Consider the following 23,259-nt stretch of genomic DNA (forward strand, 5'->3'; position numbering starts at 1 on the left):
GATTGCTGCCGCTGGCGGTGCTTCTGCAGGAAGGGGATGGAAACGGCCGCTTTCCTTGGAAAGCTTCGTCCGCGGCTGTCCGCGATGGATGAGAGATCGGCTCTGCGCGGGCCCGTACGGTGAGTGATGAGTCTGCGTCCGAAGCCCCGCCTGCTGTGCATTGGTGGCGACGACCACCAACTGCGCATCCCATTCCTGCTCGGATTGCGAGACGCCGGCTTCGACGCCGTCGCGGCGGGAAGCGGGAACCCCGCTCCCTTCGCCGAGATGGGCATTCCCTACCATCGCTATGACTTTCGACGCAGCTTGAGCCCGCGGCACGACCTCCGGGCCATCGGAGCGCTCGTCCGCATCATCCGCGACGTCCGGCCGGACCTCGTCCAGACCTTCGACACGAAGCCCAATCTGCTCGTCGCCCTCGCGAAGCGCCGGGCAGGCGGCTTCCGGCTCGTGCGCACGATCAACGGGATGGGTTGGATCTTCTCGGCAAACTCGCTGTCCGCCTGGATGCTGCGCCCCGTTTACCGCTCGCTCCAGCGCGTCGCGGACCCGCAGACCGATTTGACCGTGTTCCAGAATTCGGAAGACCAGGAATACTTCGTGCAGCACCGCATGGCCCGACGCGAAACTGCGCGGATCATCGGCGGATCGGGTGTCGACGTGGCGCGCTTCGACGCGGCGCGTCGGCAGGCTGAGAATCCGGAGGCGATCCGTGCGGCGCTCGGCCTGCGCTCGGCTCGAGTCGTCATCACCGTCACGCGGATGACCCGGCTGAAGGGCATCGCAACGCTGCTGGCGGCAGCCGATCTCGTGCACAAAGTGCGGCAGGATGTCCATTTTCTGCTTGTCGGACCGTTAGAGGAAGCTGGACGCTTCGCCATACCGGCGGAGGAGATCGCCGGACACGCGGACTACGTGACTTGGCTCGGTCCGCGTGACGACATTCCCGCGTTGCTCGGAGCAGCGGATCTCTTCGTTCTGCCGACGGAATTCCGCGAGGGACTCCCCCGCGTCCTGCTGGAGGCTTCGCTCGCCGGCCTTCCGATCATCACGACCAACATGCCGGGATGCATGGCCGTCGTCCGGTCGCACTTCAACGGCCTGCTGATCCCTCCGCGCGATCCCGGGTTTCTGGCCGCGCAGATCCTGACGCTGCTCGACGATCCCGAACTGGCCCGAACGATGGGACGACAGGGCGCCGAAATGGTGCGCCGAGAATTCGATCTCGCCGGCACGACCCAGGCGTATATCCGCCTCTATCGCGACGTCATCCAGGACGCCCCTGTCACGGAGCATGAGGCCGCGCTCGCCGATGCCGGCCCGGACTCCGCCGTTTCGCGACAAGACTGGACCGGGGAAGCCCTACCCCCTGGTTCGCAGCCGATCAGGCCCAGGCAAGCCCGCATACGCGGCCACCGGCCGCGGAGGACGAAGCCCCCGTTCGGCCCGCGTTGTCCGAAGCCGACCGCGTGGGGCGCAGCGTCGTGCAGGAGCCCTGACCGAGCATTCCTGGATCGGCGAGATCGGCCTCGCCGCGCAGCAATTTTCGAGAGGCATCCGCCTCGTCCGCCGGTCCAGAGATACAGTCCGGCGCGGCGGATCGAGGTTCGATCCGAGTATCCGACACCGCAGGACGCGCGACTGCGTGGAAGGATGCGCGACATGCGATCACATCGTGGCTTGAGGATGCTGGCTGTGCGCTTCGGCATCGCCTGAACCCAGGCCGCGCTGACCGTGGCCCAATGGGCAAGTCGAGTGGAAGGGCTGAATCGTCGAGGGCGCGGGGAGCGCGTTGCGAATCACGCACCGGTGTCGTGCGGACCGCAGCCGCCAAGCTATTCGCCCTGCGGCCATCTTGCGCTGGTCACATCCGACTGAGAGGACGTTCGGCTTGAGTCCCGATAATCCTTTCGTATTATTCGGGATTAGGGGGAACCACTCGATCGTTGACTGAGAAGGCCCCTGCACCGAGGCGGTGCGGCACGGGATCACGCGACTGGCTCGGTGCAATTCCGCACCTGCGAGGCGGATCCGCGCTGCGGACGAAATGGCCATCTCGGCGCCGGCGATGTGTCCCCGGTCGCGGCTGACCGGGAACGTGAACGATTTTCGCAGATCAAGGAGCCCTGGATGGGCGGAACGTTCGTCATCTCGTTGGATTTTGAGCTGTTCTGGGGCGTTCGCGACAAGCGCATCCTCGCGCACGATCAGGCGAACCTTCTCGGAGGCCGCCGCGCAGTCGGCGAGATGCTCGACAGGTTTGCTGCCCAGGGTATTCGAGCAACTTGGGCGACCGTCGGCCTGCTGTTCTTCGACGCGAAGGACGAGATGATGGCAGCCGTGCCGGCTGCGAAGCCGCGCTACGAGAATGCGCATCTCTCGCCCTATCCCACGCTCGACGCGATCGGCTCGACGGAGCAGGACGATCCTTACCACTTCGCCGGATCGCTCGTGCGCCGGATCCAGGATTGCCCGGGACAGGAGATCGGAACCCACACGTTCTCCCACTACTACGCCCTGGAGGCTGGGCAGACCGCCGATGAGTTCCGGGACGATCTCAGGGCTGCCGTACAGGCCGCCTCGTCCTTCGACATCACCTTGACGTCCCTGGTCTTTCCGAGAAATCAGTACAACCCGGCCTACCTGTCGATCTGCCGCGAATTCGGGCTGACTGTTTATCGCAGCAATCAGCGCGGCTGGATGTATCGCGCCCGCCCGGATGGACGGCAGAGGATATGGATCCGCGCCGCCCGACTGGCCGACGCGTATCTCAACCTGTCCGGACACCAGAGCTACGTGATTTCGGCGGATGATGACGGCCGTCTCCCGGTCGCGGTGCCGGCGAGCATGTTCCTGCGGCCTTGGTCGCGGCGCCTGCGGCTCTTGGAGCCTCTGCGCCTTCGCCGGATCAGGCAGGCAATGACAAACGCCGCGCGCCGCGACGAAATCTTCCATCTTTGGTGGCATCCCGAGAATTTCGGCACGGACCTCGCGGAGAATCTGGCTGTGCTGGATCAAATCCTCTCGCATTTCGCGAGATTGCGGGACACTTACGGGATGGAAAGCCGCACCATGGCAGAGACCGCGTCGCTGGCGCGGTTGCCGGCGCCCCAGCCGACGCAAGGATTGCGGTTCGCCTGAACAGCCCGCCTCGGGGCAAGCCAGGGGGAGGACGTATCAGACGAGGCGAAGGCCTTGCCGCTACAGGAGGGCACCCTTCGGCGGGCACACTCCGCGCGATCGCTCAGCCTGTCCGCTCAGCCATCGGCGTGGTCGAGGTGATAATTGCCGTAATAGTTTCGCCGCATGTCAACATCGTTGAAGAACCCGGCCTGGATCAGGGCGATGATCTCATCAATGCCGTCCGACACCGAGTGTTGCGGCTCGAAACCCAGCTCTCGACTGACGCGACTGAAATCGACCCTGTAATTGCGGGGATCGCCACCATGATCGCGGTAACGCACCCTGCGGTCGGGAAGGCGTTCGAGAATGTGTTCGATGATCTGCCGCTTGGTCTTGTTGTTGCGCTCACCACCTGCGTTGAAGATCTTGTGGGAGACGCGCTCGGCCGGAGCCCGCAGCACCAGATCGATCAACCGTGCAAAGTCACGAACATGGCAGTACGGGCGCCAAGTGTCGGGATCGTAGACATCTAGTTCCGATTGGCCGAGAAACAGATCTCGTGTGAATTCGTTCACGCTCAGATCGAACCGCATCCGCGGCGCGGCCCCGAATGCGGTCGCGAAGCGCAGCACGGTCGGATGATAGTCGCCGCGTCCCCTCTCCATCAGCGCCGCTTCCGCCGCGACTTTCGCTTCCGCGTAGAGGGAGAGCGGCCGCAATTCAGTCTGCTCAGTGGCCAGCGCATCGCCCGCAACCACGCCGTAGTTTGAGCAAGTCGAGATGAATATTACTTTGTTCAGCTTGCAAGTGTCAAATATTTCGAAACATCGTTGAATGCCATCGATGTTGATCTTTCGTGAACAATCGGGATATTTCCGGGTGATCGGATCGCCGACCAAGCCTGCCAGAACGACGACATCCGTCACGTCTTCGAGAGCTGTGCGGAGGGCAATTTGATCGCAGAGATCCGCGACCGACATCTCGTAGCCGGGGTTCAGAAGAAGGCCCGAGACGCTGGCCTGATGTCCGTAGACGAAGTTGTCGATGCTTCGGACACGGAATCCGCTGCGCAGCAACTCGGTTGAGACCGGCACGCCAATGTATCCGCCGCCGCCGATCAGCAGGATGCGGCGATTCCGACCGCTTCCGAAGACTTCCGTGACCCTCTCGTCCTCGCGCTCGAATGCCGCGGCCGGAACTGCGGCGTTGCCATTCGCTCGCGGATCCGGCTGCGGCGTGAAATCGAAGCGTCCGTTCGTGATGGCTTCAGAATGCATGACAATACGCTGCTCCTTCAGAATGCCGTCGATTCCGCGCGCCCACTGCCGTTGCGATGAAACGTGGTGGAAACGGAAACGCGAAGTCCCCGCGTATTCTGCAGGCGGGTGACCACGTCGCCTGCATCGATCATCGTCCACGACGCTCGCGCGATAGAGTTCGCTCAAATCGTATGTAGTCGCTTTTAAACTCGGCCGCGTGAAAAATTAGGACTAGTACGAGGGTAGTAATTTACATGACAATGCTCAAAGAACACTGTACGCACCAGCTTTGGCTTGGACGCAAGCCCGCCGAAATCAACGAATCACACATCTCCAGGACGAAACACACGCAAATGTGAGCGATCTGTCGAGAGTGGATGGCCTCAGCGCGGTGCGAGACGCTTCAACGTCGGGCCTCCTGGCGCGGGAATCGCGGCTCGACGCATCGTCGCCATCTGACACTGTCCCATCCTCGCCATCGGATCGAAGCCGCACGGACGCGGGATGCTTGTTTTCTCCAGGGAAGAGGCGGTCTATGCGCGTTCTCGTCACCGGATCAGCGGGTTTCGTCGGATTTCACGTCTCGCGGGCGCTCCTTCGCGACGGCGCCGAGGTGGTCGGCGTCGATGCCATGACGACGTATTACGACCCTGTGCTCAAGCGGCGTCGCCACGATATGTTGAGCGAGATGCGGGGCTTCGAACGCTGCGAGTTCGACCTCGCGGACGGCGAGCGGCTCAAGGAATTGTTCGACGGGCCACCATTCGATGCGGTCATCCACCTCGCCGCTCAGGCCGGCGTCCGCTACAGCCTCGAGAACCCGCGGGCCTACATCGATGCCAACGTCATTGGGAGCTACAATCTTCTGGAGTGCCTGCGGGAGAAGCCTGTCCGGCACGCAATCTTCGCATCGACGAGTTCAGTCTACGGGGCGAATCGCAAGATGCCCTTCGCGGAGACCGATCGAAGCGATTATCCGCTGACGCTCTACGCGGCGACGAAGAAGGCTGTTGAGGACATCGCGCATTGTTACGCGCATCTGTGGGGCCAACCCATCACCATTGTTCGATTTTTCAGCGTGTACGGCCCCTGGGGCCGGCCGGACATGGCTCTCTACAAGTTTACGAAGGCCATCTTCGAAGGTTCGCCACTCGACCTATACAATGGCGGTGACATGCGCCGTGACTTTACCTTCGTCGACGATCTCGTCGAAGCGATCGTTCGTCTGATGCCCTGCGTGCCCGATCACAAGGCGGGCGAGGCGTCGTCCACATCGCTGGGAACCAGCCCGGCCGCCCCATTCCGCGTCGTGAACATCGGCAACAGCCAGCCGGTCGGCCTGTTGACCTTCCTCCGGGCGATCGAGGCAAACGTTGGCCGCGAGGCGGTTTGCATCGATCAGCCCATGCAGAAGGGTGATGTGCCGGAGACCTTCGCCGACACATCGCTGCTGCAGGAGCTGACCGGATATCGTCCCTCTACGAACGTGGAGACGGGCGTGCGAGCCTTCGTTGATTGGTACCGCGAGTATCATTTCGGCGATCGATGACGGGAGCGTCACAAGGGGAGCCATCTCTCGGCGGGCTGCGCAGGCACGGTCGAACGTGCGGAGATGTCATCGCGCCATTTGGCGACGCGCTCGAAGTGCGGATCGGCCACTGAATTGAAGCCGATTCGCCGAGGGTGAGACCGCGCAAGCTTCCGCTGCAATACGGGTGCCCGATTGACAGGGCGCGCCGATGCTTTGCAACGCACCCTTGCTCACGCGGACTGTGCGCGCGAGGGGCGCATTCATACGTAACGGGAAGCGTATGTCCGCGCGCCGCCCGCAATCTCAATCGAGGCGCAGGCAGCGCAGCAGCGTGCCCTGATGATCTCTGATCTCCAGGGTCCACGAACCCGACCGCTCCGTCAGTTCACCGGCAGCCCGAAGTTCAGCGATCGCGGCCAACGCATTGACCTGCGCTTGGCTCAGGTTGGCAGCCATCACTCCCGTGGGATCCTCCACGGAGCCTTCAGCGCTGACTAAGCGGAAATAGTATCGCTGCGGCATATGATCTTGCAACATATGTTTAGGTAATCGGACGAAAATCTAACAATTATTGTTTCTGTTGATTCCAATTCATGTCTATTGTTCTGTTGATGTAAATGAGTTGACGCAGATTTTGTGGCGTATCGGGCGAGCAAAAAAGGGCTACCGGATCGCGACGGGGTGATCGCGTGCGCATTCGAACTATGCAACTCCCGAAGAGGCGGCCCGCGCACCTGCGGAGGAGGCTCGGCGAGCATCCCAGTCGATGAAGCAGCCGTGGCCTCTCGCGCGACCCGGTCGCCAAGTCGGCTGCACCGACCTTCCAAGTCGTGGCACAACGGCTGCGGCAGTGCCTCGTCCCGATCGAAGACATCCCTGAAGCAGAGGATCAGTATTCGAGTGAATGGGCGCCAGTCCCACCCGGGAACGGTATCGGCATTTCACCTGGACAGCCACCGGAGCAAGGTGCGCGGAACGCGTGCGGGCAGGCGCCGATGGCGCCTGCCCGCTGTGCTGATGATGCCGTCTATCCGGCCGTCGGCTGGATCAGGCGAAGTGCCAACCTGACTCGTGATGCCAGAGGCTGTTCGTGTGGCTCGCCGCATCGGTCTGGATGGCTGCGACATCGGTGCCGGCCGCCGCATTGGCGCCACCGCAATGTCCGTGACCTCCGTCGGAATCGCTGCCGCCGCGATCCCGGCCCCATTGATCCATCCAATGATCGAGCACGGCCCGCGCGGTATTGCCGACCTGAGCAAGGGTGGCCGGGTCGAACTCGAAGCCGTGCGAGCCCCAATAATGACCGTTGCCGTGATGTCCACCTGCGGGCGCGGTCACGGTGCCATCGTTCTCCGTCGATCCGGTCGACGTGCCCCCTGGCGAAGTGGGTGTCGTGCTCTCCGGCGACGTGGGCGTCGTGGCCTGAGGAACCGGAGTTCCCGTACCGGTCTCACCGTCCGCGCCGGAGTTGGACGTCTCGTTCGACGGAGTGGTGACCGGAGCGGAGGTCGCGGGATCACCGGACCCAGCGTCGGCCCCGTCTGAGTGCGTACCCGAACCGCTGGCCGCGCCCGTCTCCACGATCGGCGTGCCCGGCGTCGCCGGCACCGGAGTCGGTGCCGGATTCGGCACCGGGGTCGGAGTCGGCAGCGGCGAAGCCGAGTCCTCGCTCGGGGCCGGCGCACCGCCGCTCGAAGCTGCGCCGCCTGTGTGGGCCCCCATATCCGCGCCAGTGCCGGCGAGCTGACTGCCGCTCGACAACTTGAGGAAATCAGAGGCCGGGAGCGCGCCATCGGAACCGCGCTCGCCGGTCATCGCACTCGCATCGACGGAGACGAAGGCGGAGGCGCCGACGGATTGCGTCATGTTCCAGGAGTTGTGGTTCTCCGTTCCAGCCACCGAGACGTTGCCGGTCCCGGCAGAGAGGTTGTCACTTAGGACATTGCCGCTGTTCTCAAAATAATAGTTCGTGCCGTTGTCATACGCGGTGTTGTTGGAAAGCTTCAGAGGCTTGCTTGCCGAGTTCTCATCGAAACCGGTGCCGGCGTTGTCCCAGGCCACGTTATTCGTGACGGTGTGGCCACCGGAGTCGCCGCCCGCTCCGGGGCGCGTGCCGCCCAGCTTGAACCCGCTGCCATTGCCAGTGTGCGCCCCGCTCGCGCTGTATCCATTGTGCCAAGCGAGATTGTCGTCGAGGGTGACAGCGCCGACCTTGGTCCCATCCTGCACATTGAACAGGTCGAAACCGTCGTCGGAATTGTTCCAGGCGCGGTTGCCCTGCAGCACGTTGCCCGTACCCGTCGTGGCGATCTGGAAGCCGTCCGCGTTATCGCCCCTCAGATCATGGTTGTCGTGAGAATCGTTGTTGAGGAGAAGGTTGTTCGCGCTCGAGCCGAATACATTGAAACCTTTTCCATCCCACTCAGATGACCAGCCACTCCCGTGAACATCCAGTTGCTCGAGCACGTTGTTGTTCGATGCGCCGGTGAGGAGCACGCCACCTTCGCCACCATTCGCGATTTCCAGGCCCTTGATGTGATTGTACGAGGCGCCATCCAAGGTGAAAGCGTATCCGGAAGCGGATCCGGCATTGATGATGACATCTTCTTGCTGATAATTTTCGATCGTGATCGGCTTGTCGGCGGTGCCGTCATTCGTCAGGTGAATACCTGATTTCAACTGGTATGTGCCTCCGCGCAGGTAGATCGTATCGCCGGGTTTCGCCTGATCATGTGCTGCTTGAAGCGTCGCAAGCGGATCGTTGATCGTTCCAGACGCGCCGTTCGCTCCGGTAGGAGATACATAGTAAATCGTCATCAGATTTCCTTCTGTCGACAAGTTCTTAGTCGCAAATATTTATATAGCGACATAGAATATGTACAGATTGCGCGCGAACAATCGCATCGCCGTAAAGACGAATAATATACGCGCACTATGATGTATTCGGCTAAAACTGAATGACCGATATACAGTAGATGCCAGGACTTTTTATCGGTCGTACGCCGGCTCTAACCTAAGCTCAGCTCAGGAAAATCTGCCTGAAATCGATTTCCATCGCGGCGAAGCTATGCGTTTCGATACAGAGGTTGAATCGGGCTACAATGTGGCGCGTGCCGGAATTTTGCGAGATACCGTACAGTTTTTATGCATGAAACTGTACGGTTTGCTATTATCTATGCAATAAACCGTATCGATACGTACCTAAGCGGCAAGTTCAGGACGGATCACCACAAGGCCTACATTCCCATGCTCGTGCCGGGACGAGGGTGCGAGATAGGCAGGTGATGGCCCGCCGAATCATGCTTGGCAGTACGCCAGTCTGTGCACCCGTGGCGCCGGATCCGTCGCCCGCCTTGCGGAGCTTCAGGGGATGGCTGCGGCTGGCTTGGCAGCGCCGGAGCAGGCGTGGTCGAGCAATTTCTCCGCGTGCGCATCCTTGGCGCGGTAGGCCAGCAAGATGAGAGATGCGGGCAGATCGTCGCCGGATACATTGATCGCGGCGAAGCTCGTTTGAGCGAGGTCGGGACGACGCCCGGGGAGCTGGGCAATGGCAGCGAACGGGTTGATACTCTCGAGTTCGTCCGGCTCGATCCTCATGGCGAAAAAGCGGGTGCCCTGAAGGGCGATCGGCATCGCAGCCCAAGTCCGGTGGATGCCACGGGCATACACACGCAACGCCGCGCGCACGCTCGGCCTCACGCAGTCGAGGTGGATGTGCAGCTGATCCTGGCTACGGCCGCCCCTTGAATTCACTGCTAGGGCAATGTCCCCCGGCGACTCGGAGCCTTTGAGAGCATCCGACACATGGTGCCGCGCCGCTAGCGCCGCGCGCCAGTAAGCCTTGCCCTCCTCATGCTGCAGCTCGGGAGCCTCAAGCCCGACGATGTGGCTCGTCGGCACGACAACCGTGTGAGTCGGCTGTCCCGGGGCTCGAAGCACGGCCGTGCCCGGCCTGTCGTCCGTGCCGAGATCGACTGCAAGACAAGGGAATGGGCGGCCGGTGGTACGCTTGGCGAGAACGCAGGCCTGTATGGCAACCCAAAGAACCTGCCGCCCCGCCTCAGCGGCGACTGGGGTCGCGACGGCGCTGAGCAGCATGGCTAGCACGACCAGGCGGCGCATCGAACGTCCTCGCAAAAGTCTGTATCCCCGGCCTTCGATGCGGTGCAGTTCGCACACAGACATTTTGCCCTCATGCCGGACGGTACAGAGCCAAAAAGGCTCGCGATGGATCGAAGGACGCCGCAATTCTTCGTGGCGTCCTGCGAGCTCGCGGCGTTCGGCCCGCTCGCAAAGCGACCACCCGACAGGCGTATCGGCGCATCGTTCGATCCGGCCAGATTTCAGGGCCATGCATCTCGGCGGGAAGAATTTGTGCTGACGAACGTCGTTCGAGAATCTTCGAGGATGAGGCAGGTGAGCTTTCCGGAGATATAAGCTCCGGTATCGATATTGATCCGATTGTGAAGAACTGAGGGTTGATCGACGGGAGTATGACCATGAACGATCATTTTTCCAAAATCACATTTCGCTGAGAGAAACGGATCTCTGATCCACAGCAGATCGACGTCGGATTGTTCCTTGAGCGGCACGCCGGGACGAACGCCCGCGTGACAAAAGAAATAATCCCCGATCTCGCAACGTGGCATCGTGCGCTCAAGAAATCCCAAATGGAGAGGCGGCAGCCTCGCGCGTAGGGCCGCTGCAATCTCAGCGTATCCGCCCCAAGAGTGGAGAGGGCGGACATCGATGCCATAGGAATGCAGTGTTTCGAGACCGCCGTTTCGGATCCAGTCGATCCCTCGATGGGGTTCGACAAGAAAATCGAGCAACATCTGCTCGTGATTGCCACGAAGAGGAATGCAACGTGCTGGAAGGGGGGCCGTCGTGAGAATGTCGAGGACCACGCGGCTCCCGAGCCCGCGGTCGACATAATCGCCGAGCAGAACGACCCACGGTTCCTCAATCGGGCGATCCTTGAGATCCGCCGTGATGAAGTTTAAAATCCGGCTGAGCAGTTCTGCACAGCCGTGGATATCACCGATCACATAGACCCGGCATTTGTCTGGAACGGAGCGGCATTGCTCGCGAGCGCGTCTTTGGAACCATCTTGCACGGAGACCCGCCACCAATGCCTCTCTCCGTTCGAAGCGCGGGCATGTCGCTCAAGACCGTGCCCCCCTCTCCATTGGTCGTGCAGCCAAACCTGTCGACGCCGAAAGAGCTGTCCTGACCCCGCGTGTCTTGGAACCTTACGTAACCGTGTGCGCTTCGTCGACGCTTCGCGATCCATGGTCGCCGATATCCGTCCGTCCCGGAAGTGTTGTCTCGCCCATCGTGGCGAATCCGGGATCGATCCTCGATGTGAGCGTATGAGGGTCAAGGAAGGCCGATCGAAAGACTTCCATGGGCACCGAGCCACACGATCCTGATGATCTTCGGCTCGAGTTTCGCCGAAAGGACACGCCCTGATCCGCCCTGTCGACATTTGTCTGCGATCAAAGGGATCAATCTGACCTCGGCCCGGCGAACGCTACGGAGGGTACTCCCGCCGACACTCCATAGCCAGAGAGACAACGCAAGCTTATGCTCGAATTCCCGACCGACGCGTGACGCTCGATGAGTAGACCGTATCGCCCCGCTTTGCTCCGCCGCGAGGTCTGTGCGCTCGTTTTCGGCGCACCATTCGCGGTGCGTGCCGGGGAAACGCCCCTGTCCCTTCAACGTGATGTCGAGGTCGAAAGTTTTCGCCGCGAATACATGCCCGATCGACAGGTTCTACAGAAGGCGTTCGCGGCTTGGGACCAGCGTGGCGGAGGAAATTTCGTTTTCGGCGCGAACAAGACGTACAAGCTAGGGCCGGTTCATCCCGATGCCCCGCCGTTCCTCTTGAACCGCGCGAACGGCGTGTCGATCGTTGGAAACAATGCGCGACTGTCGTGCGAGACGGTTACCGGCATCACTTCGATCTTCCTCGTGCAGAACTCCCAGCGTATTCGTATTTCCGATCTGCAGCTTCGAGACTTCGGATTTCGACCGCGAATTGATTGGCAAGGTGCGGTCCTGATCTACCTCAATGGGGATTCAGGTCCGTCCACCGACATCGCGATGACGAAGCTCAAAGCGGATTCAACAGTCGCCCTTTGCATCTGCAGTGGGACGAGTCCGCGCGGCAGGGTCAGCGGGATCGCTCTCAATGATGTCGTGGCGAACGACTGCTATTATGGCGCCTGCTTTCAAGAGAACGCTGACAACGTCAGTTGTACGATGGAAGCTTCCAATTGCCGCCGGGCATATTTTTGCTATGGAGTGACGGGTCATCGCGCCGATCTTTCGATCCGTGGCGACAGCAATGGTGTTGGCTCCGACGGCTGTATCGTCGTGCATAGGTATAAACGTGACACTTCGAATATACGGATACGTGCGCGCATCGCCGGTGAACTGAAATGGGGCACTCTCATCCATTTCGTGCAAAGCCCTCCTTCCGGCGTCGTGGGGCTTGTGCAGGATGTTGCCGTGGATCTCGTGGTCGATCCGCAAGCTGTGGATCTGGTCGGGGGACGCGACGCTGCCTTCACAATCTACGATCCGCGCGACGACCAACCGGTCAAGTCCTCTCCGTCGCAGTGGCGAAATGTGACCGCGAGCGGGACTGGAATCGGGGGCCGAAAAATTGAGGCCGTGTTTGATACAGAACCTGTGTAAAAGGATTGCATCTTCGAAATTCACATCGCCTTTTGACGATCGAGATCGGCTTTGCGGAGACAAGTCCACGCACCCAGCCGTCAGCCGGCACCGGCCGTTGCCGCCTATAGGACACCTGGGCGCAGCTTGCGGGGCCAGCATCGAGCGCACATCCCCTCTCGCGTTCTGGGCACTTGGTCGAAGCTCGAGGGTACGCCGGCAAACTCACGTAGGGATGCACCTATGAAGCGTCTGGGGATGGATTATTCTGCGCCCGAATCGGGATTTGCGTGAAGCTGGCCGCTGGCGAGGGAATGATGAGTCACTTGCTTAATGCGGAAACGCATTTCGCGTTCGGTGAAAACTGGCAGTCTTTCGTCAAGTTGATCGACGACCAGCGCATAGCCGCGGCTGAAACAGACCTGCTACGCCTGCTCGGACGCGGCGATTTGGCTAACAAGTCGTTCCTCGACATTGGAAGCGGATCGGGCCTGTCATCGCTCGCTGCCGCTCGACTGGGCGTCGCGTCGATCATGGCGACTGACATCGACGAAAATTCCACGGCAGCTACCAGATCCTTGTTGCAGGCAAGGTTGCTTGATTCAAACGTTGATTGGACAGCCAGAGTCGTCAGCGTTTTCGATCTTCCTCAAAATCAGTACGATGTCGTCTATAGCTGGGGCGTGCTTCACCACACCGGCGACATGTGGCGCGCCATTCGCGAAGCAGCGATGCGCGTCAAGCCCGGCGGATTGTTCGCCATCGCGATTTACGCAAAGACCTCCCTGTGCGGCTTTTGGCGTGCTGAGAAAGCCTTCTACGCGCATGCCCCCGGCTTCGTGCAAGCCTGTATTCGAGCAATCTATAGCGTGTGGCACTTCACCATTACTGCACTGGCCACGCGACGCAATCCCTTCACGCTCGCGAAGCAGTACAACGCTCGCGGCATGGACAAGGGCCACGATGTCCACGATTGGCTCGGCGGCTACCCATACGAGTCCGCGACGCCTGAAGAGATCCGATCGTTCGTTTCCGATCTTGGCTTTGAGCTCGTGCGTCAGAATCTTGCCCCTGGCAAACGCCACGGCCTTCTTGCCTCGGGGTGTGACGAATACCTGTTCCGACGGACGTGATATAGCTGTACTGCTCGCAAATACTATGCTCCTCATACAGCCCAACTTCTCTGCGGTTCCAGGCAATCAAAGGCCTCGCTGGGACTGTCTGCATATCTGAAATAGGAAATATTGCTACGTTAAGCTCGAGAAATTTGCCGTTCGTGAGGACGCTTAGACTGTAACATTTCGCAAGCGCGGCAATCTAAAGTGTTATGATTACTCAATACTAATTTATATCCGCAAGAATCGGACAAATCGCCCTGCCGAGACTCGATAATTGCTGGAATTTAGGCTTAATACTTTGTTACCATACCGTTGGGTTATGGTGATTTTCCTGCCTTGGACGTAACTGGCAGAGAAGAGCACTCTGCTGTTCCGTCGCATGGGTGGGACCGGTTCATGAAAGCGGTGATCCAGTGCGGAGGATTCGGCAGCCGCCTCATGCCGTACGCCATGGTGCTTCCGAAGCCTTTGATGCCGGTTGGTTCCCAACCGGTGCTGGAACTCCTGATCGGCTGGGTCCGCCGGAACGGTATCTCCGAGATCATCATCACCACCGGATACCTGGGTTGTTTGATCAAGACATTCTTCGGCGATGGGTCGAAATGGGGTGTCGACATCACGTACACCGAAGAGGCCGGACCGCTCGGCACGATCGGCTCCTTGTCGTTGTTGCGCGAGGTTCTGGATGAGCCCTTCATCGTATTGAACGGCGACATCCTCACGGATCTGAATCTCGAACGTATGATCGCCTTCCACCATGAGATGGATGCGGCCGTCACGATCGCGACCGTCGCGCGCCAGACGAAACTCGACTACGGGGTCTTGGACGGCGCGCCCAATACCTGGATCGAGAGCTTTCGCGAAAAGCCATCCCTCACGCACTCTGTCAGTATGGGCGTGTACTGTCTGAACCCTGACGTGATCAGACACGTTCCGCGCGAGATGCCCTTCGGTTTCGACGACTTGGTCCTTCGGCTTCTCGCTCATCAGGCGCATGTCTGCTCGTTTCGTCATGACGGCTTCTGGCTCGACATCGGACGCCTCGATGATTTTCGGGATGCCCAGGCTCTACCATGGGTTAAGCCACTCCCCCTCAAGGAAACATTTTGGATCCAGCTCAAGTAGACGTCGCACAGGAAAGCTTCGTGTCCAGTCTGTAACTGATGAAACGCGCCGTCTGTACTATGGCAATTGGAAAGATCGAACTCATGCCACCCGCACATGGCATCATGCAATCTGTTTTGAGGGACACCGCGATCTCGGGAGTTATCACACGCGTCTCAACCGGGACGAAATCTCGCGTCGAAGCTTGCGCAGTCTCGGATGTATGGACGCACGGAAAAGCCCGAGCTGCGCATTCTGCTTCATCGATGAAAGCTCTCTCACTGAGGGGGGGAACTCGAAAAGCTGGCATTAGGAGCAAGACGTCTCCCGGATTCGCTTCCGGTGCGGTCTCCCTCGAAGGCAGGCCGCTCTCTGCTCCTTCAGGACTATGCGCACCTTGATCGGCAGACCGGCAATGATGGCGTCAGGTCTCCTGCACCTGTGGCGCTCCCGAAGCGACACTGCGCGGGCGCTCATCAGTGGCTCGACGTCGGGACTGATCTTGTCGGCTGCCAATCGGGTGATTGCACTGATCGCGACAGCGCTGCTCGCGCGGTCGCTCGGTATGGATCAGTTCGGCATCTACAGCTTGGTTATCGCGTCCGCACTGGCCATCAGAACCTTCGTTGAACTCGGCCTGCCCACGCTTCTCGTGCGCGAGGTCGCTCGCGCGGATCCAGGAACTGCCAGCACCGATCAGAGTCCCGTCATCCGCGACGCTGTTCTTCTCGCCATGACGAGCAGCCTCTCTGTCGCCGCCCTCATCGGTCTGGTGCTGAACGTCCCGCTGTTCTTCGACCGGGGCAGTGAGCGCGTGGCCCTGTTGACGATCACTATCCTCCTCCCGCTGGGTACGCTGTCCCGCATCCTAGCAGCTGCGCTCATCGGCAAGCGCGAGCTTGTCCGAGCCCAGGTCGTCGAGTTCGTCATTGCACCTGTCGTCATGCTCGGTGGCGCGACCATCCTGAGCCTTCAATTTGCACAACCGACAGCCGAGAACGCTCTCGCCTTTCAGATCGCAGCGAACGCCTCGGCGGCCCTCTGTGCGGCGGTTTGGCTGAAGCGCGGGTCGCCAGCGCGAGCGCGTTCCGAACGTCGTTCTCGATCAAGCATGCTGGCGCTCGGACGCGCCGGATTGCCCTTTCTGATCGCCAATATCGCTTTGCTGCTGAACGCGCAGATCGACACGGTCGTCGTGGGGATCATCGGATCATCGACGGATGTTGCCCTCTACCGGATCGGAACGCAGAGCGCGATCGTAAGTACTTTCGCGCTTCAGGTCATTCAGAACGTCGCATCGCCATATATAGCGAAATTCCACTTGGATGGGGATTCGGCCCGGGTCCGGCAGATATTCAGGGCTATACAAGCCATAACGTTTGTATTTAATCTGCTGATCGTCATCTTATTTGCCCTCGTTGGCGACGAAATATTGGCTTTGTTGTTTGGCAGGGCCTACGCTGTCGCACAGCCGGTTCTTGTCATCATCTCTGTAGGCTATCTCGTCAACGCGGCCTGTGGTCCGATCGGCATGCTTCTATCCATGACAGGGCACGAGAAGGCGCTGTCGCAAATTACTTGGCTGACAGCCATCCTTAATATCGGCACCGCAATGCTGTTGGGTCTCAATTTCGGTGTCATCGGTGTTTCCGTGGCGACTGCACTGAGTGTAGCGGCCTACCACTTGCTCATGCGCCTCTACGCGCGGCGCTTCTTCGAGCTGTGACGCATGCGGATCATGTTCATTATCTATTCGCTGGCTGGAGGAGGCGCGGAGCGTGTGACCGTGGCGTTGGCCAACCATTGGGTCGACGCGCGACACGAGGTTACGATTGTCCTTCTGGGTGCCGCCGATGAGAGCGACGGACGGGCTTACGTGGTCGACAGCAGAGTGTCGATCGAACCGCTGGGCTTGAATACGCGCTCGTCGTCGTTTGTCGCAGGCTTGGTCGCCAACCAGCGGCGCATCGGCGCCATCGGCTCGGTGGTGCGATCACGACGTCCGGATGTCGTGATCGGCATGATGAGCACGCCGTCGATTCTCCTCGCATTGGCTGACGCGCCCCGCGGCGCGATCCGGATCGGCACGGAGCGCATCTATCCTCCGTTCTCAGACATGTCCTCCCTCTGGCGGATGGCCCGTCCCCTGGCTTACGCTCGCCTCGACGCCGTGGTGGCCCAGACGGAGCAAACCGCCGATTGGCTCCGCTCCAAAAGTTTCGCCCGGCGCGTCGAAGTCATCCACAATCCGATCCTTCAGGGCGGACGGGCCGGCCCGGAAGTTCCGCCGTCATCGCTGCTATCGCCGCAGAGTCGCGTGCTGCTCTCCATCGGACGGCTGGCGCCGCAGAAGCAATTCGCCGAATTGATACGCGCCTTCGGAGAGCTCGCCAGAACCCGGTCGGATTGGCATCTGGTGATCCTCGGGCAGGGTGAGGAGCGAGAGCGGCTTGAGGCGTGCCGCGCTGCCAGTGCCTGCGCGGAACGCATTCACCTCGTGGGGCGCATCGCCAACGTCGAGCCCTGGATCGCGCGCGCCGACCTGTTCGTCCTGTCGTCGAGTTTCGAGGGTTTTCCCAACGCCCTTCTCGAAGCTTACTGTGGCGGCGCGCCCTGCGTCGCGTTCGACTGCCCGACGGGCCCGTCGACGATCTTGACGCACGATGAGGACGGGATCCTGGTTGCGCCGAACGACTTTTCCGCGCTGACCGAGTCACTCGGGACTTTGATGGATCAACCTGCGGCGCGCGCCGTCCTGAGGGCGCGCGCGATCGCAGGAGCCGGGAGATTCGAGATCGCGGCGATCGCGGCGCGCTGGGAAGCGCTGTTCACCGATCTGGACGTGCGCCGATGAAGCTTCTTCTGCTTCTGAGCACGCTGGGCAGCGGCGGCGCCGAGCGCGTCATGACGCTGCTCGCGAACCACTGGGCGGCAGAGGGCCATTCCGTCACGCTAGTCACGACCTATGGTCGTTACGTCGAACCCGCATTCGCGCTGAGCCCCGAAGTGACGCTGCGTTCGCTCGATGGAGGACCTGGAGAGGCGACCTGCGGCCGCCTCCGGCGATTGCTCGCGTTGCGCCGGATCATGCTCGACGGCGACTTCGATGGAGCGATCTCGTTCCTGAGCAACGTGAATGTCGCTGCCATCCTGGCGCGGATCGGCCTTTCGATTCCCCTGGTGGTGAGCGAGCGAACCTACCCACCTGCCTACCCCCTCACGCCGACATACGAATGCGCACGACGGGGCCTCTACCGCTTTGCTGACGTCGTCGTCATGCAAACCGATGACGGGGCGCGGTGGCTGGCCGAGCAGCTCCCATCCGCCCGCGGCTTTGTGATACCGAATCCGGTGATCTGGCCGATCCCGGAGGCGAGGCCCGTCGTTCTGCCCTCGGCGATCGTACCTCCTGGCCGACGTCTGCTTCTGTCGGTCGGCCGATTGTCGCCGGAGAAGCGCTTCGACCTCCTTCTCGAAGCGTTCGCGCGCGCGGGTGACGTGACGCGGGACTGGCACCTCGTCATCGCCGGCGAGGGCCCGTCGCGGGCCCTCCTCGAAGGTGAGGCGAAGAGGCTCGGGATCGCGGACCGTGTGTCGATGCCGGGTCAGATCGGCAACATGGCGGAGTGGTTCGGACAGGCTGAAGCCTTCGCACTCACGTCGTCATTCGAAGGATATCCGAACGCCCTCTTGGAAGCCGTCGTGAGCGGTGTGCCGGTCGCAGCGATCGACTGCCTGACGGGTGTACGCAACCTCGTTGCCCGGGTGTCAACGGCGTCCTCGCTCCGCGCGACACCGACGCGACACGCTTCGCGGCGGACCTTCGCATGTTGCTCGGCAAGGCTTGGCCCGGTGCCGCTTCGGCCGCGATCGACGCGCGAGAGCAGCACGCCATCGCGCGGATTGCGGATCAATGGCTCTCCTGCTTGAGAGGCGTGCCCGCATGACCGCCCTTCAGCCGATCAATCTGATCGTTGGCATCGTGCTCGCCTATCTCGTCAGCTTCTGCGATCAGGCCATCGACTTGGCCTACGGAATCCCTCCGCTCTACGGGCAGGTCCTCTGCCTCGCGATCCTGTTCGCCTGCGCGGTGACGGACTTGGCGTCCGGCGACGGCTACTCGTTTGCCCTGACGCGCGCGCAGGCCCGCTTCATCATCCTGCTGGGCGTCTACGTGGTCTGGGTCGCAGCGGCGTACCTGTATTCCAGTCAGAGCGACAACACGATTCTGAGGCTCGTGACGCTGTGGAAGCCGGTCGCCTTCATGGTTGTGTGCGTGCCTTTGTTTCGTCGCCGAGGCGCGGCAGAGACCCTTCGGTTCGCCTGTCTGGTCGCGGCCCTGTTCGGGTCGGGTATGGCGATCTTCGATTTCTTCGTTCCGACGTTCTCGACGGTTCCTGGCCGGGGAGCCGGGTTCTATCTCAATCCCAACGACACGGGCTTCATGCTGGTCGCGCTGGCGGTCGTTGCAACCTCGCCATCCCGGATTCAGATGAACTACCTGCTCTGGGCAGTCGTCACGCCCGGCGCATTCATGACATTCTCGCGCGCCGCGTGGATGATGCTCATCATCGGCCTGAGCGGGCAGGCGTTGTTGGGTCATTTCGGTGGGGGCCGCCGCCGCTTCATCTTCGTCGGCGCGGTCGGCGCGTGTCTGGCCTTCATGTTCGTGCTGTACGCCACCGGCGGCCTCTACGATTTCGTGGCAACGACCAATCTGGCCGCGTACCTCGATCCCAATACGGTTGTGCGGCTCGGTGCCTACGGTGCCAACCTCGATGACGCCTCCGCTCTCGAGCGCCAGGCAGCCCTCGAGCGCGGGCTGCAGACATTCTACTCGGCTCCGATTCTGGGTCGCGGGCTCGGATACACCTTCGAGTGGGATTTTCAGGTCAGCACGCACAACACGTACGTGATGTTCCTTGCCGAGATGGGTCTGGTCGGGTTCGCAATCTATTGTGCACTCCTCGGCGTGGCACTGGCCGGGGCGACGGGCAACGCCCGCCTTCTTGTCGTCCTGTTCGCATTCGCGAGCTTCTTCTCCCACAATATGCTGGACGTGCCGGGCTTCGCGCTGGTGCTGGTGCTTGCCGTCACGTCTGAGGGCGAGGAAGTTCACCGGCACGTCGCGGTCGGATCTCGCGAGACCGGCATGCCCGAAGGCCTGAGATCCTGGCCATGAAGTCCGAAGCAGCGCGGCCCGTCACCGATTTCGTCAGTCCCGACGCGAAGCGGCGCATTCTGCACGTGATCACCAGCTTGGTGACCGGCGGCGCCGAGCGCGCGCTGGTTCGGCTGGTCGCGCTTGGAGATCGGGCCGATGCCGTTCGATCGATGCACGCGTTCGATGTCGATGTGCTCTCGTCGCAGGCGGAGGCCTTTCCCAACTGCGTCGGCGAAGCGATGGCGGCCGGTGTGCCTGTCGTTGCGAAGGACGTCGGAGATGCGGCCGAGATCCTCGGAGGAACCGGCTGGATGGTGCCCCGGGAGGATCCCGTCGCGCTCGTGGACGCGATGCTCGCAGCGGGTCTCGCCGGGGACCGCAGGGGCCGCGGCGAGGCAGCCCGCGCCCGCATCTTCGATCACTACATTCTGGACCACGTGGTCAGCGCGTACGGGGCGCTCTACGAGGCATTGATCCCCAACCGAGGAAACGCGTGATGTGCGGTATCGTTGGATATTGGGGACCGAACGCGGAGAGCGGTCTCGTCGAGCGGATGGCCGCTCGGATCGCGCATCGGGGTCCCGATGGGTCCGGCAGCTGGATCGATCCCGCTGCCGGCATCGCCGTCGGTCATCGGCGCCTCGCGATCCTGGACCTGTCCTCTGCCGGCGCTCAGCCGATGACGTCGCCATGCGGGGATTACGTCGTCGCCTTCAACGGCGAGATCTACAATCATCTCGACATCCGTTGCGAGATGGAACAGGGCGGTCAGGCGCCGCGATGGCGCGGTCACTCGGACACGGAGACACTCGCGGCCGCGCTCGGCTTGTGGGGAGTCCGCGGTGCCCTCGAGCGCACGAACGGGATGTTCGCGCTGGCGATCTGGCGACGGTCGACGCGCACGCTCACGCTCGCGCGCGACCGCATGGGCGAGAAGCCGCTCTATTACGGCCGCTGCGGCTCGACCCTGTTCTTCGGATCGGAACTGAAGGCCTTCGGGGCCCATCCGGACTGGCACCCGGAGATCGACCGCGATTCCGTCGCCAGTTTCCTGCAGTACAATTACGTGCCGGCCCCGCGATCGATCTATCGCGGCGTCTTCAAACTCAGCCCGGCGCATCTCGTCGAGATCTCCGACCCGCTCGCTCCCCTGCCGACCAGCGTCGCATATTGGGACATCGCCTCGGTGGCGCGGGCCGGATTGGCCATCCGGCATGAGCACCCGGCGGATATCGAACATCGGCTGCACGACCTTCTGCGGAGTTCCGTACGGATCCGCATGGCCGCGGATGTACCCCTCGGTGCCTTCCTGTCGGGGGGCATCGACTCGACACTGATCGCGGCGCTGATGCAGGCGCAGAGCGGTTCCCCGGTCCGCACCTTCACGGTCGGTTTCGCGGAGACGGCCTACAATGAGGCCGAACATGCCCGCGCCGTCGCCTCTCATCTGGGCACGGATCACACGGAACTGACGGTGACACCGGAGGACGCCCTGGCTCTGGTGCCGCAATTGCCCGCGATATGGGACGAGCCGTTCGCCGACTCGTCGCAGATCCCCACCTTCCTGCTCTCGAAGCTGACACGGGAACACGTCACGGTGAGCTTGTCCGGCGACGGCGGCGACGAGCTGTTCGGCGGCTACACACGCTACGTGGACGGGCTGCGGACCTGGAGGCTGCTCTCTCGGCTGCCTCTGCCCGCCCGCCGCATATTGGCCGAAGCGATGTCGCGCTTTCCGGGACCGATCTCGGCCGTGGCCGAAAGCGTGCTGCCCGCGAGGCTCAAGGTGACGCATCTGGCCGACCGGCTGCCGAAGCTGGCCCAGGTGATGCGGGTCGCCTCGGAGCGAGACTACTACCGCAGCCTCGTATCACACTGGCGCGAGCCCGAATCCGTCGTGATCGGCACGCGTCGGCAGATGGGCGGATCGTCCGCGGAACTCGGCGGGCCGGGCGCGACGATGGTCGACAGGATGATGCTCACCGACATGCAGACCTACCTTCCGGACGACATTCTCGTGAAAGTCGACCGGGCGAGTATGGCGGTCAGCCTGGAAGCGCGCGTGCCATTCCTGGATCATCGGGTGGTCGAGGAGGCCTGGAAGCTCCCTCCCGAGTGGAAATTGCGCGACAACACGGGCAAGCGTGTGCTGAGGTCGCTGCTGGATCGCTATGTGCCTCGCGAGCTCGTGGAGCGACCCAAGATGGGCTTCGGCGTCCCGATCGAGCATTGGCTCGGCGGCCCCCTGAGGGACTGGGCGGAAGATCTTCTGTCCGAGGAGCGCCTTCGCCGCGAAGGCTTCCTGGACCCGGCACCCATCCGTGCCTTGTGGAACGAGCACAAGCAAGGCCGCCGGCGCTGGCATTACTTGCTCTGGGACGTGCTGATGTTCGAAGCTTGGCTGGACAGCCACGCCTGATTGCGCGGGTCTCCGGGACGGTGGTCGTCGTCAACGGAGGTCCCCCGATCGCGGGGCGGAACCGGGGGGCCGCACATCTTGATCGCCCCGACGGCCATGAAACGCGATCGCTCGACCGGAATGCTTCGCAGTCCGGCGTTCGCCATCACTCGCCGTATCCGGCCTTCGGTCTGCACCGTCTCGCACAGACCCATCCCACGCATCTGCCGGCCGAAGGCGCACAGCAAGACACTGTTCGGTGCAATGGACAGGCGGTAGGCCAGCCCCTTCAAGTCCAGTCTTCTAAGTTTGTCCCAGACTCGATCGAGCAGCATCCAAGGCGGATGCAGCACGCACCAGAGCTCACCACCGGCGCGGTGAACGCGTGCGATCTCCGGAACCGCTCTCGGCAGCAACATGTGGGGCATTGCGACCCGCGAGAAGACCAAGTCGAAATACTCGCTCGGAAATGGTAGATCCTCGCCGACACCAACGAGCAAACGGATATTTTCGGTCGCCGACGTCTAGCCGAGCGCGATGGCGTCGAAATCAACGTCGATGCCTCAGCGTATGCCCGTCGCATCGGGCTGCAGCGCCATCAGCGACTGTCGCATTCCGCACCCGAGGTCGAGGATACGGTGTTGGTCCGGTCCTACAGACGGCAAGATATGCCTCTGATCGGCCGGGTTCGGCGCGATCTCCAATTCCAGCCGATGATACGCGTTCGAGGCCGACATTCGGCCAACCGGAAACGGCTTTACGATGCAAGGCCGTCCGTGGTTCAAGCACCAATCATTGAAGCTGCCGTCGCGCACGGGGAGCGATGGTGATCGATTGCCGCGGGGAACATTTCCAATGCTCGACGATGCGGCGGCATT

The 23,259-nt window shown here is 61.8% G+C and carries 18 protein-coding genes; 12 read left to right on the forward strand and 6 right to left on the reverse strand.

The genetic code is table 11. The features are described 5' to 3' along the window. Positions 1–126: 126 nt before the first annotated feature. Positions 127–1,716 carry a glycosyltransferase family 4 protein gene (locus DK389_RS08340; RefSeq protein WP_109888763.1) on the forward strand — a complete coding sequence of 530 codons (1,590 nt, stop codon included), beginning with the start codon at positions 127–129 and terminating at the stop codon, positions 1,714–1,716. 288 nt (positions 1,717–2,004) lie between these two features. Next, the gene (locus DK389_RS08345) at positions 2,005–3,141 is read left to right on the forward strand and encodes a polysaccharide deacetylase family protein (RefSeq protein WP_210206744.1); all 1,137 of its coding nucleotides are present in this window, start codon (positions 2,005–2,007) and stop codon (positions 3,139–3,141) included. Positions 3,142–3,257: 116 nt separating this feature from the next. On the opposite strand, the gene DK389_RS08350 is transcribed toward DK389_RS08345, so the two are convergent. Beyond that, on the reverse strand, positions 3,258–4,568 hold the full coding sequence (locus DK389_RS08350; protein ID WP_162560565.1) for an NAD-dependent epimerase/dehydratase family protein: 1,311 nt from the start codon (positions 4,566–4,568) through the stop codon (positions 3,258–3,260). Positions 4,569–4,917: 349 nt separating this feature from the next. Here DK389_RS08350 and DK389_RS08355 point away from each other — a divergent pair, with 349 nt between their 5' ends. Continuing rightward, the gene (locus tag DK389_RS08355; protein WP_109888769.1) at positions 4,918–5,931 is read left to right on the forward strand and encodes an NAD-dependent epimerase/dehydratase family protein; all 1,014 of its coding nucleotides are present in this window, start codon (positions 4,918–4,920) and stop codon (positions 5,929–5,931) included. Positions 5,932–6,216: 285 nt separating this feature from the next. Here the strand turns inward: DK389_RS08355 and DK389_RS08360 are convergent, their stop codons facing one another. The 4 genes from DK389_RS08360 to DK389_RS08375 all read right to left on the reverse strand — a co-directional run bounded on the left by DK389_RS08360 (position 6,217) and on the right by DK389_RS08375 (position 11,042). Continuing rightward, on the reverse strand, positions 6,217–6,450 hold the full coding sequence (locus DK389_RS08360; protein ID WP_418292018.1) for a DUF6894 family protein: 234 nt from the start codon (positions 6,448–6,450) through the stop codon (positions 6,217–6,219). Between the two features lie 510 nt (positions 6,451–6,960). Then, complete coding sequence (locus tag DK389_RS35100) at positions 6,961–8,730, reverse strand: right-handed parallel beta-helix repeat-containing protein (RefSeq protein ID WP_109888771.1); 1,770 nt, start codon at positions 8,728–8,730, stop codon at positions 6,961–6,963. 546 nt (positions 8,731–9,276) lie between these two features. Beyond that, positions 9,277–10,266, reverse strand: coding sequence for a CDP-diacylglycerol diphosphatase (locus DK389_RS08370; RefSeq protein ID WP_236960744.1), 990 nt, complete (start codon positions 10,264–10,266; stop codon positions 9,277–9,279). Further along, positions 10,257–11,042, reverse strand: a complete 786-nt coding sequence (locus DK389_RS08375; RefSeq protein WP_162560566.1) for a metallophosphoesterase family protein — start codon at positions 11,040–11,042, stop codon at positions 10,257–10,259. Before DK389_RS08375 ends, DK389_RS08370 begins: the two co-directional genes overlap by 10 nt. A 490-nt stretch (positions 11,043–11,532) precedes the next feature. Here DK389_RS08375 and DK389_RS32205 point away from each other — a divergent pair, with 490 nt between their 5' ends. From DK389_RS32205 to asnB, 9 genes are all read left to right on the forward strand, one after another. Continuing rightward, positions 11,533–12,618, forward strand: a complete 1,086-nt coding sequence (locus tag DK389_RS32205) for a hypothetical protein (RefSeq protein WP_162560567.1) — start codon at positions 11,533–11,535, stop codon at positions 12,616–12,618. Positions 12,619–12,887: 269 nt separating this feature from the next. Then, positions 12,888–13,730, forward strand: a complete 843-nt coding sequence (locus DK389_RS08380; protein WP_162560568.1) for a class I SAM-dependent methyltransferase — start codon at positions 12,888–12,890, stop codon at positions 13,728–13,730. 381 nt (positions 13,731–14,111) lie between these two features. Continuing rightward, complete coding sequence (locus DK389_RS08385; protein WP_109888779.1) at positions 14,112–14,840, forward strand: sugar phosphate nucleotidyltransferase; 729 nt, start codon at positions 14,112–14,114, stop codon at positions 14,838–14,840. 367 nt (positions 14,841–15,207) lie between these two features. Next, positions 15,208–16,545, forward strand: a complete 1,338-nt coding sequence (locus tag DK389_RS08390) for an oligosaccharide flippase family protein (protein ID WP_109888780.1) — start codon at positions 15,208–15,210, stop codon at positions 16,543–16,545. A gap of 3 nt (positions 16,546–16,548) precedes the next feature. Continuing rightward, complete coding sequence (locus DK389_RS08395; RefSeq protein ID WP_109888782.1) at positions 16,549–17,673, forward strand: glycosyltransferase family 4 protein; 1,125 nt, start codon at positions 16,549–16,551, stop codon at positions 17,671–17,673. Continuing rightward, a complete protein-coding gene (locus tag DK389_RS08400) occupies positions 17,670–18,749 on the forward strand; it encodes a glycosyltransferase (RefSeq protein ID WP_109888784.1) in 1,080 nt (359 codons plus the stop codon). The genes DK389_RS08395 and DK389_RS08400 overlap by 4 nt, the downstream gene beginning before the upstream one ends. Positions 18,750–18,762: 13 nt before the next feature. Then, complete coding sequence (locus DK389_RS08405) at positions 18,763–20,001, forward strand: O-antigen ligase family protein (protein WP_162560569.1); 1,239 nt, start codon at positions 18,763–18,765, stop codon at positions 19,999–20,001. After that, on the forward strand, positions 19,998–20,480 hold the full coding sequence (locus DK389_RS08410; protein ID WP_109888788.1) for a glycosyltransferase: 483 nt from the start codon (positions 19,998–20,000) through the stop codon (positions 20,478–20,480). Before DK389_RS08405 ends, DK389_RS08410 begins: the two co-directional genes overlap by 4 nt. Beyond that, positions 20,480–22,402 carry an asparagine synthase (glutamine-hydrolyzing) gene (asnB, locus tag DK389_RS08415; RefSeq protein WP_109888790.1) on the forward strand — a complete coding sequence of 641 codons (1,923 nt, stop codon included), beginning with the start codon at positions 20,480–20,482 and terminating at the stop codon, positions 22,400–22,402. The genes DK389_RS08410 and asnB overlap by 1 nt, the downstream gene beginning before the upstream one ends. On the opposite strand, the gene DK389_RS35555 is transcribed toward asnB, so the two are convergent. Then, positions 22,348–22,881, reverse strand: a complete 534-nt coding sequence (locus DK389_RS35555) for a methyltransferase domain-containing protein (protein ID WP_162560570.1) — start codon at positions 22,879–22,881, stop codon at positions 22,348–22,350. The two genes, asnB and DK389_RS35555, sit on opposite strands and share 55 nt — an antisense overlap. Positions 22,882–23,259 lie beyond the last annotated feature (378 nt).

It is taken from the genome of Methylobacterium durans (assembly GCF_003173715.1).
Lineage (GTDB): Bacteria > Pseudomonadota > Alphaproteobacteria > Rhizobiales > Beijerinckiaceae > Methylobacterium > Methylobacterium durans.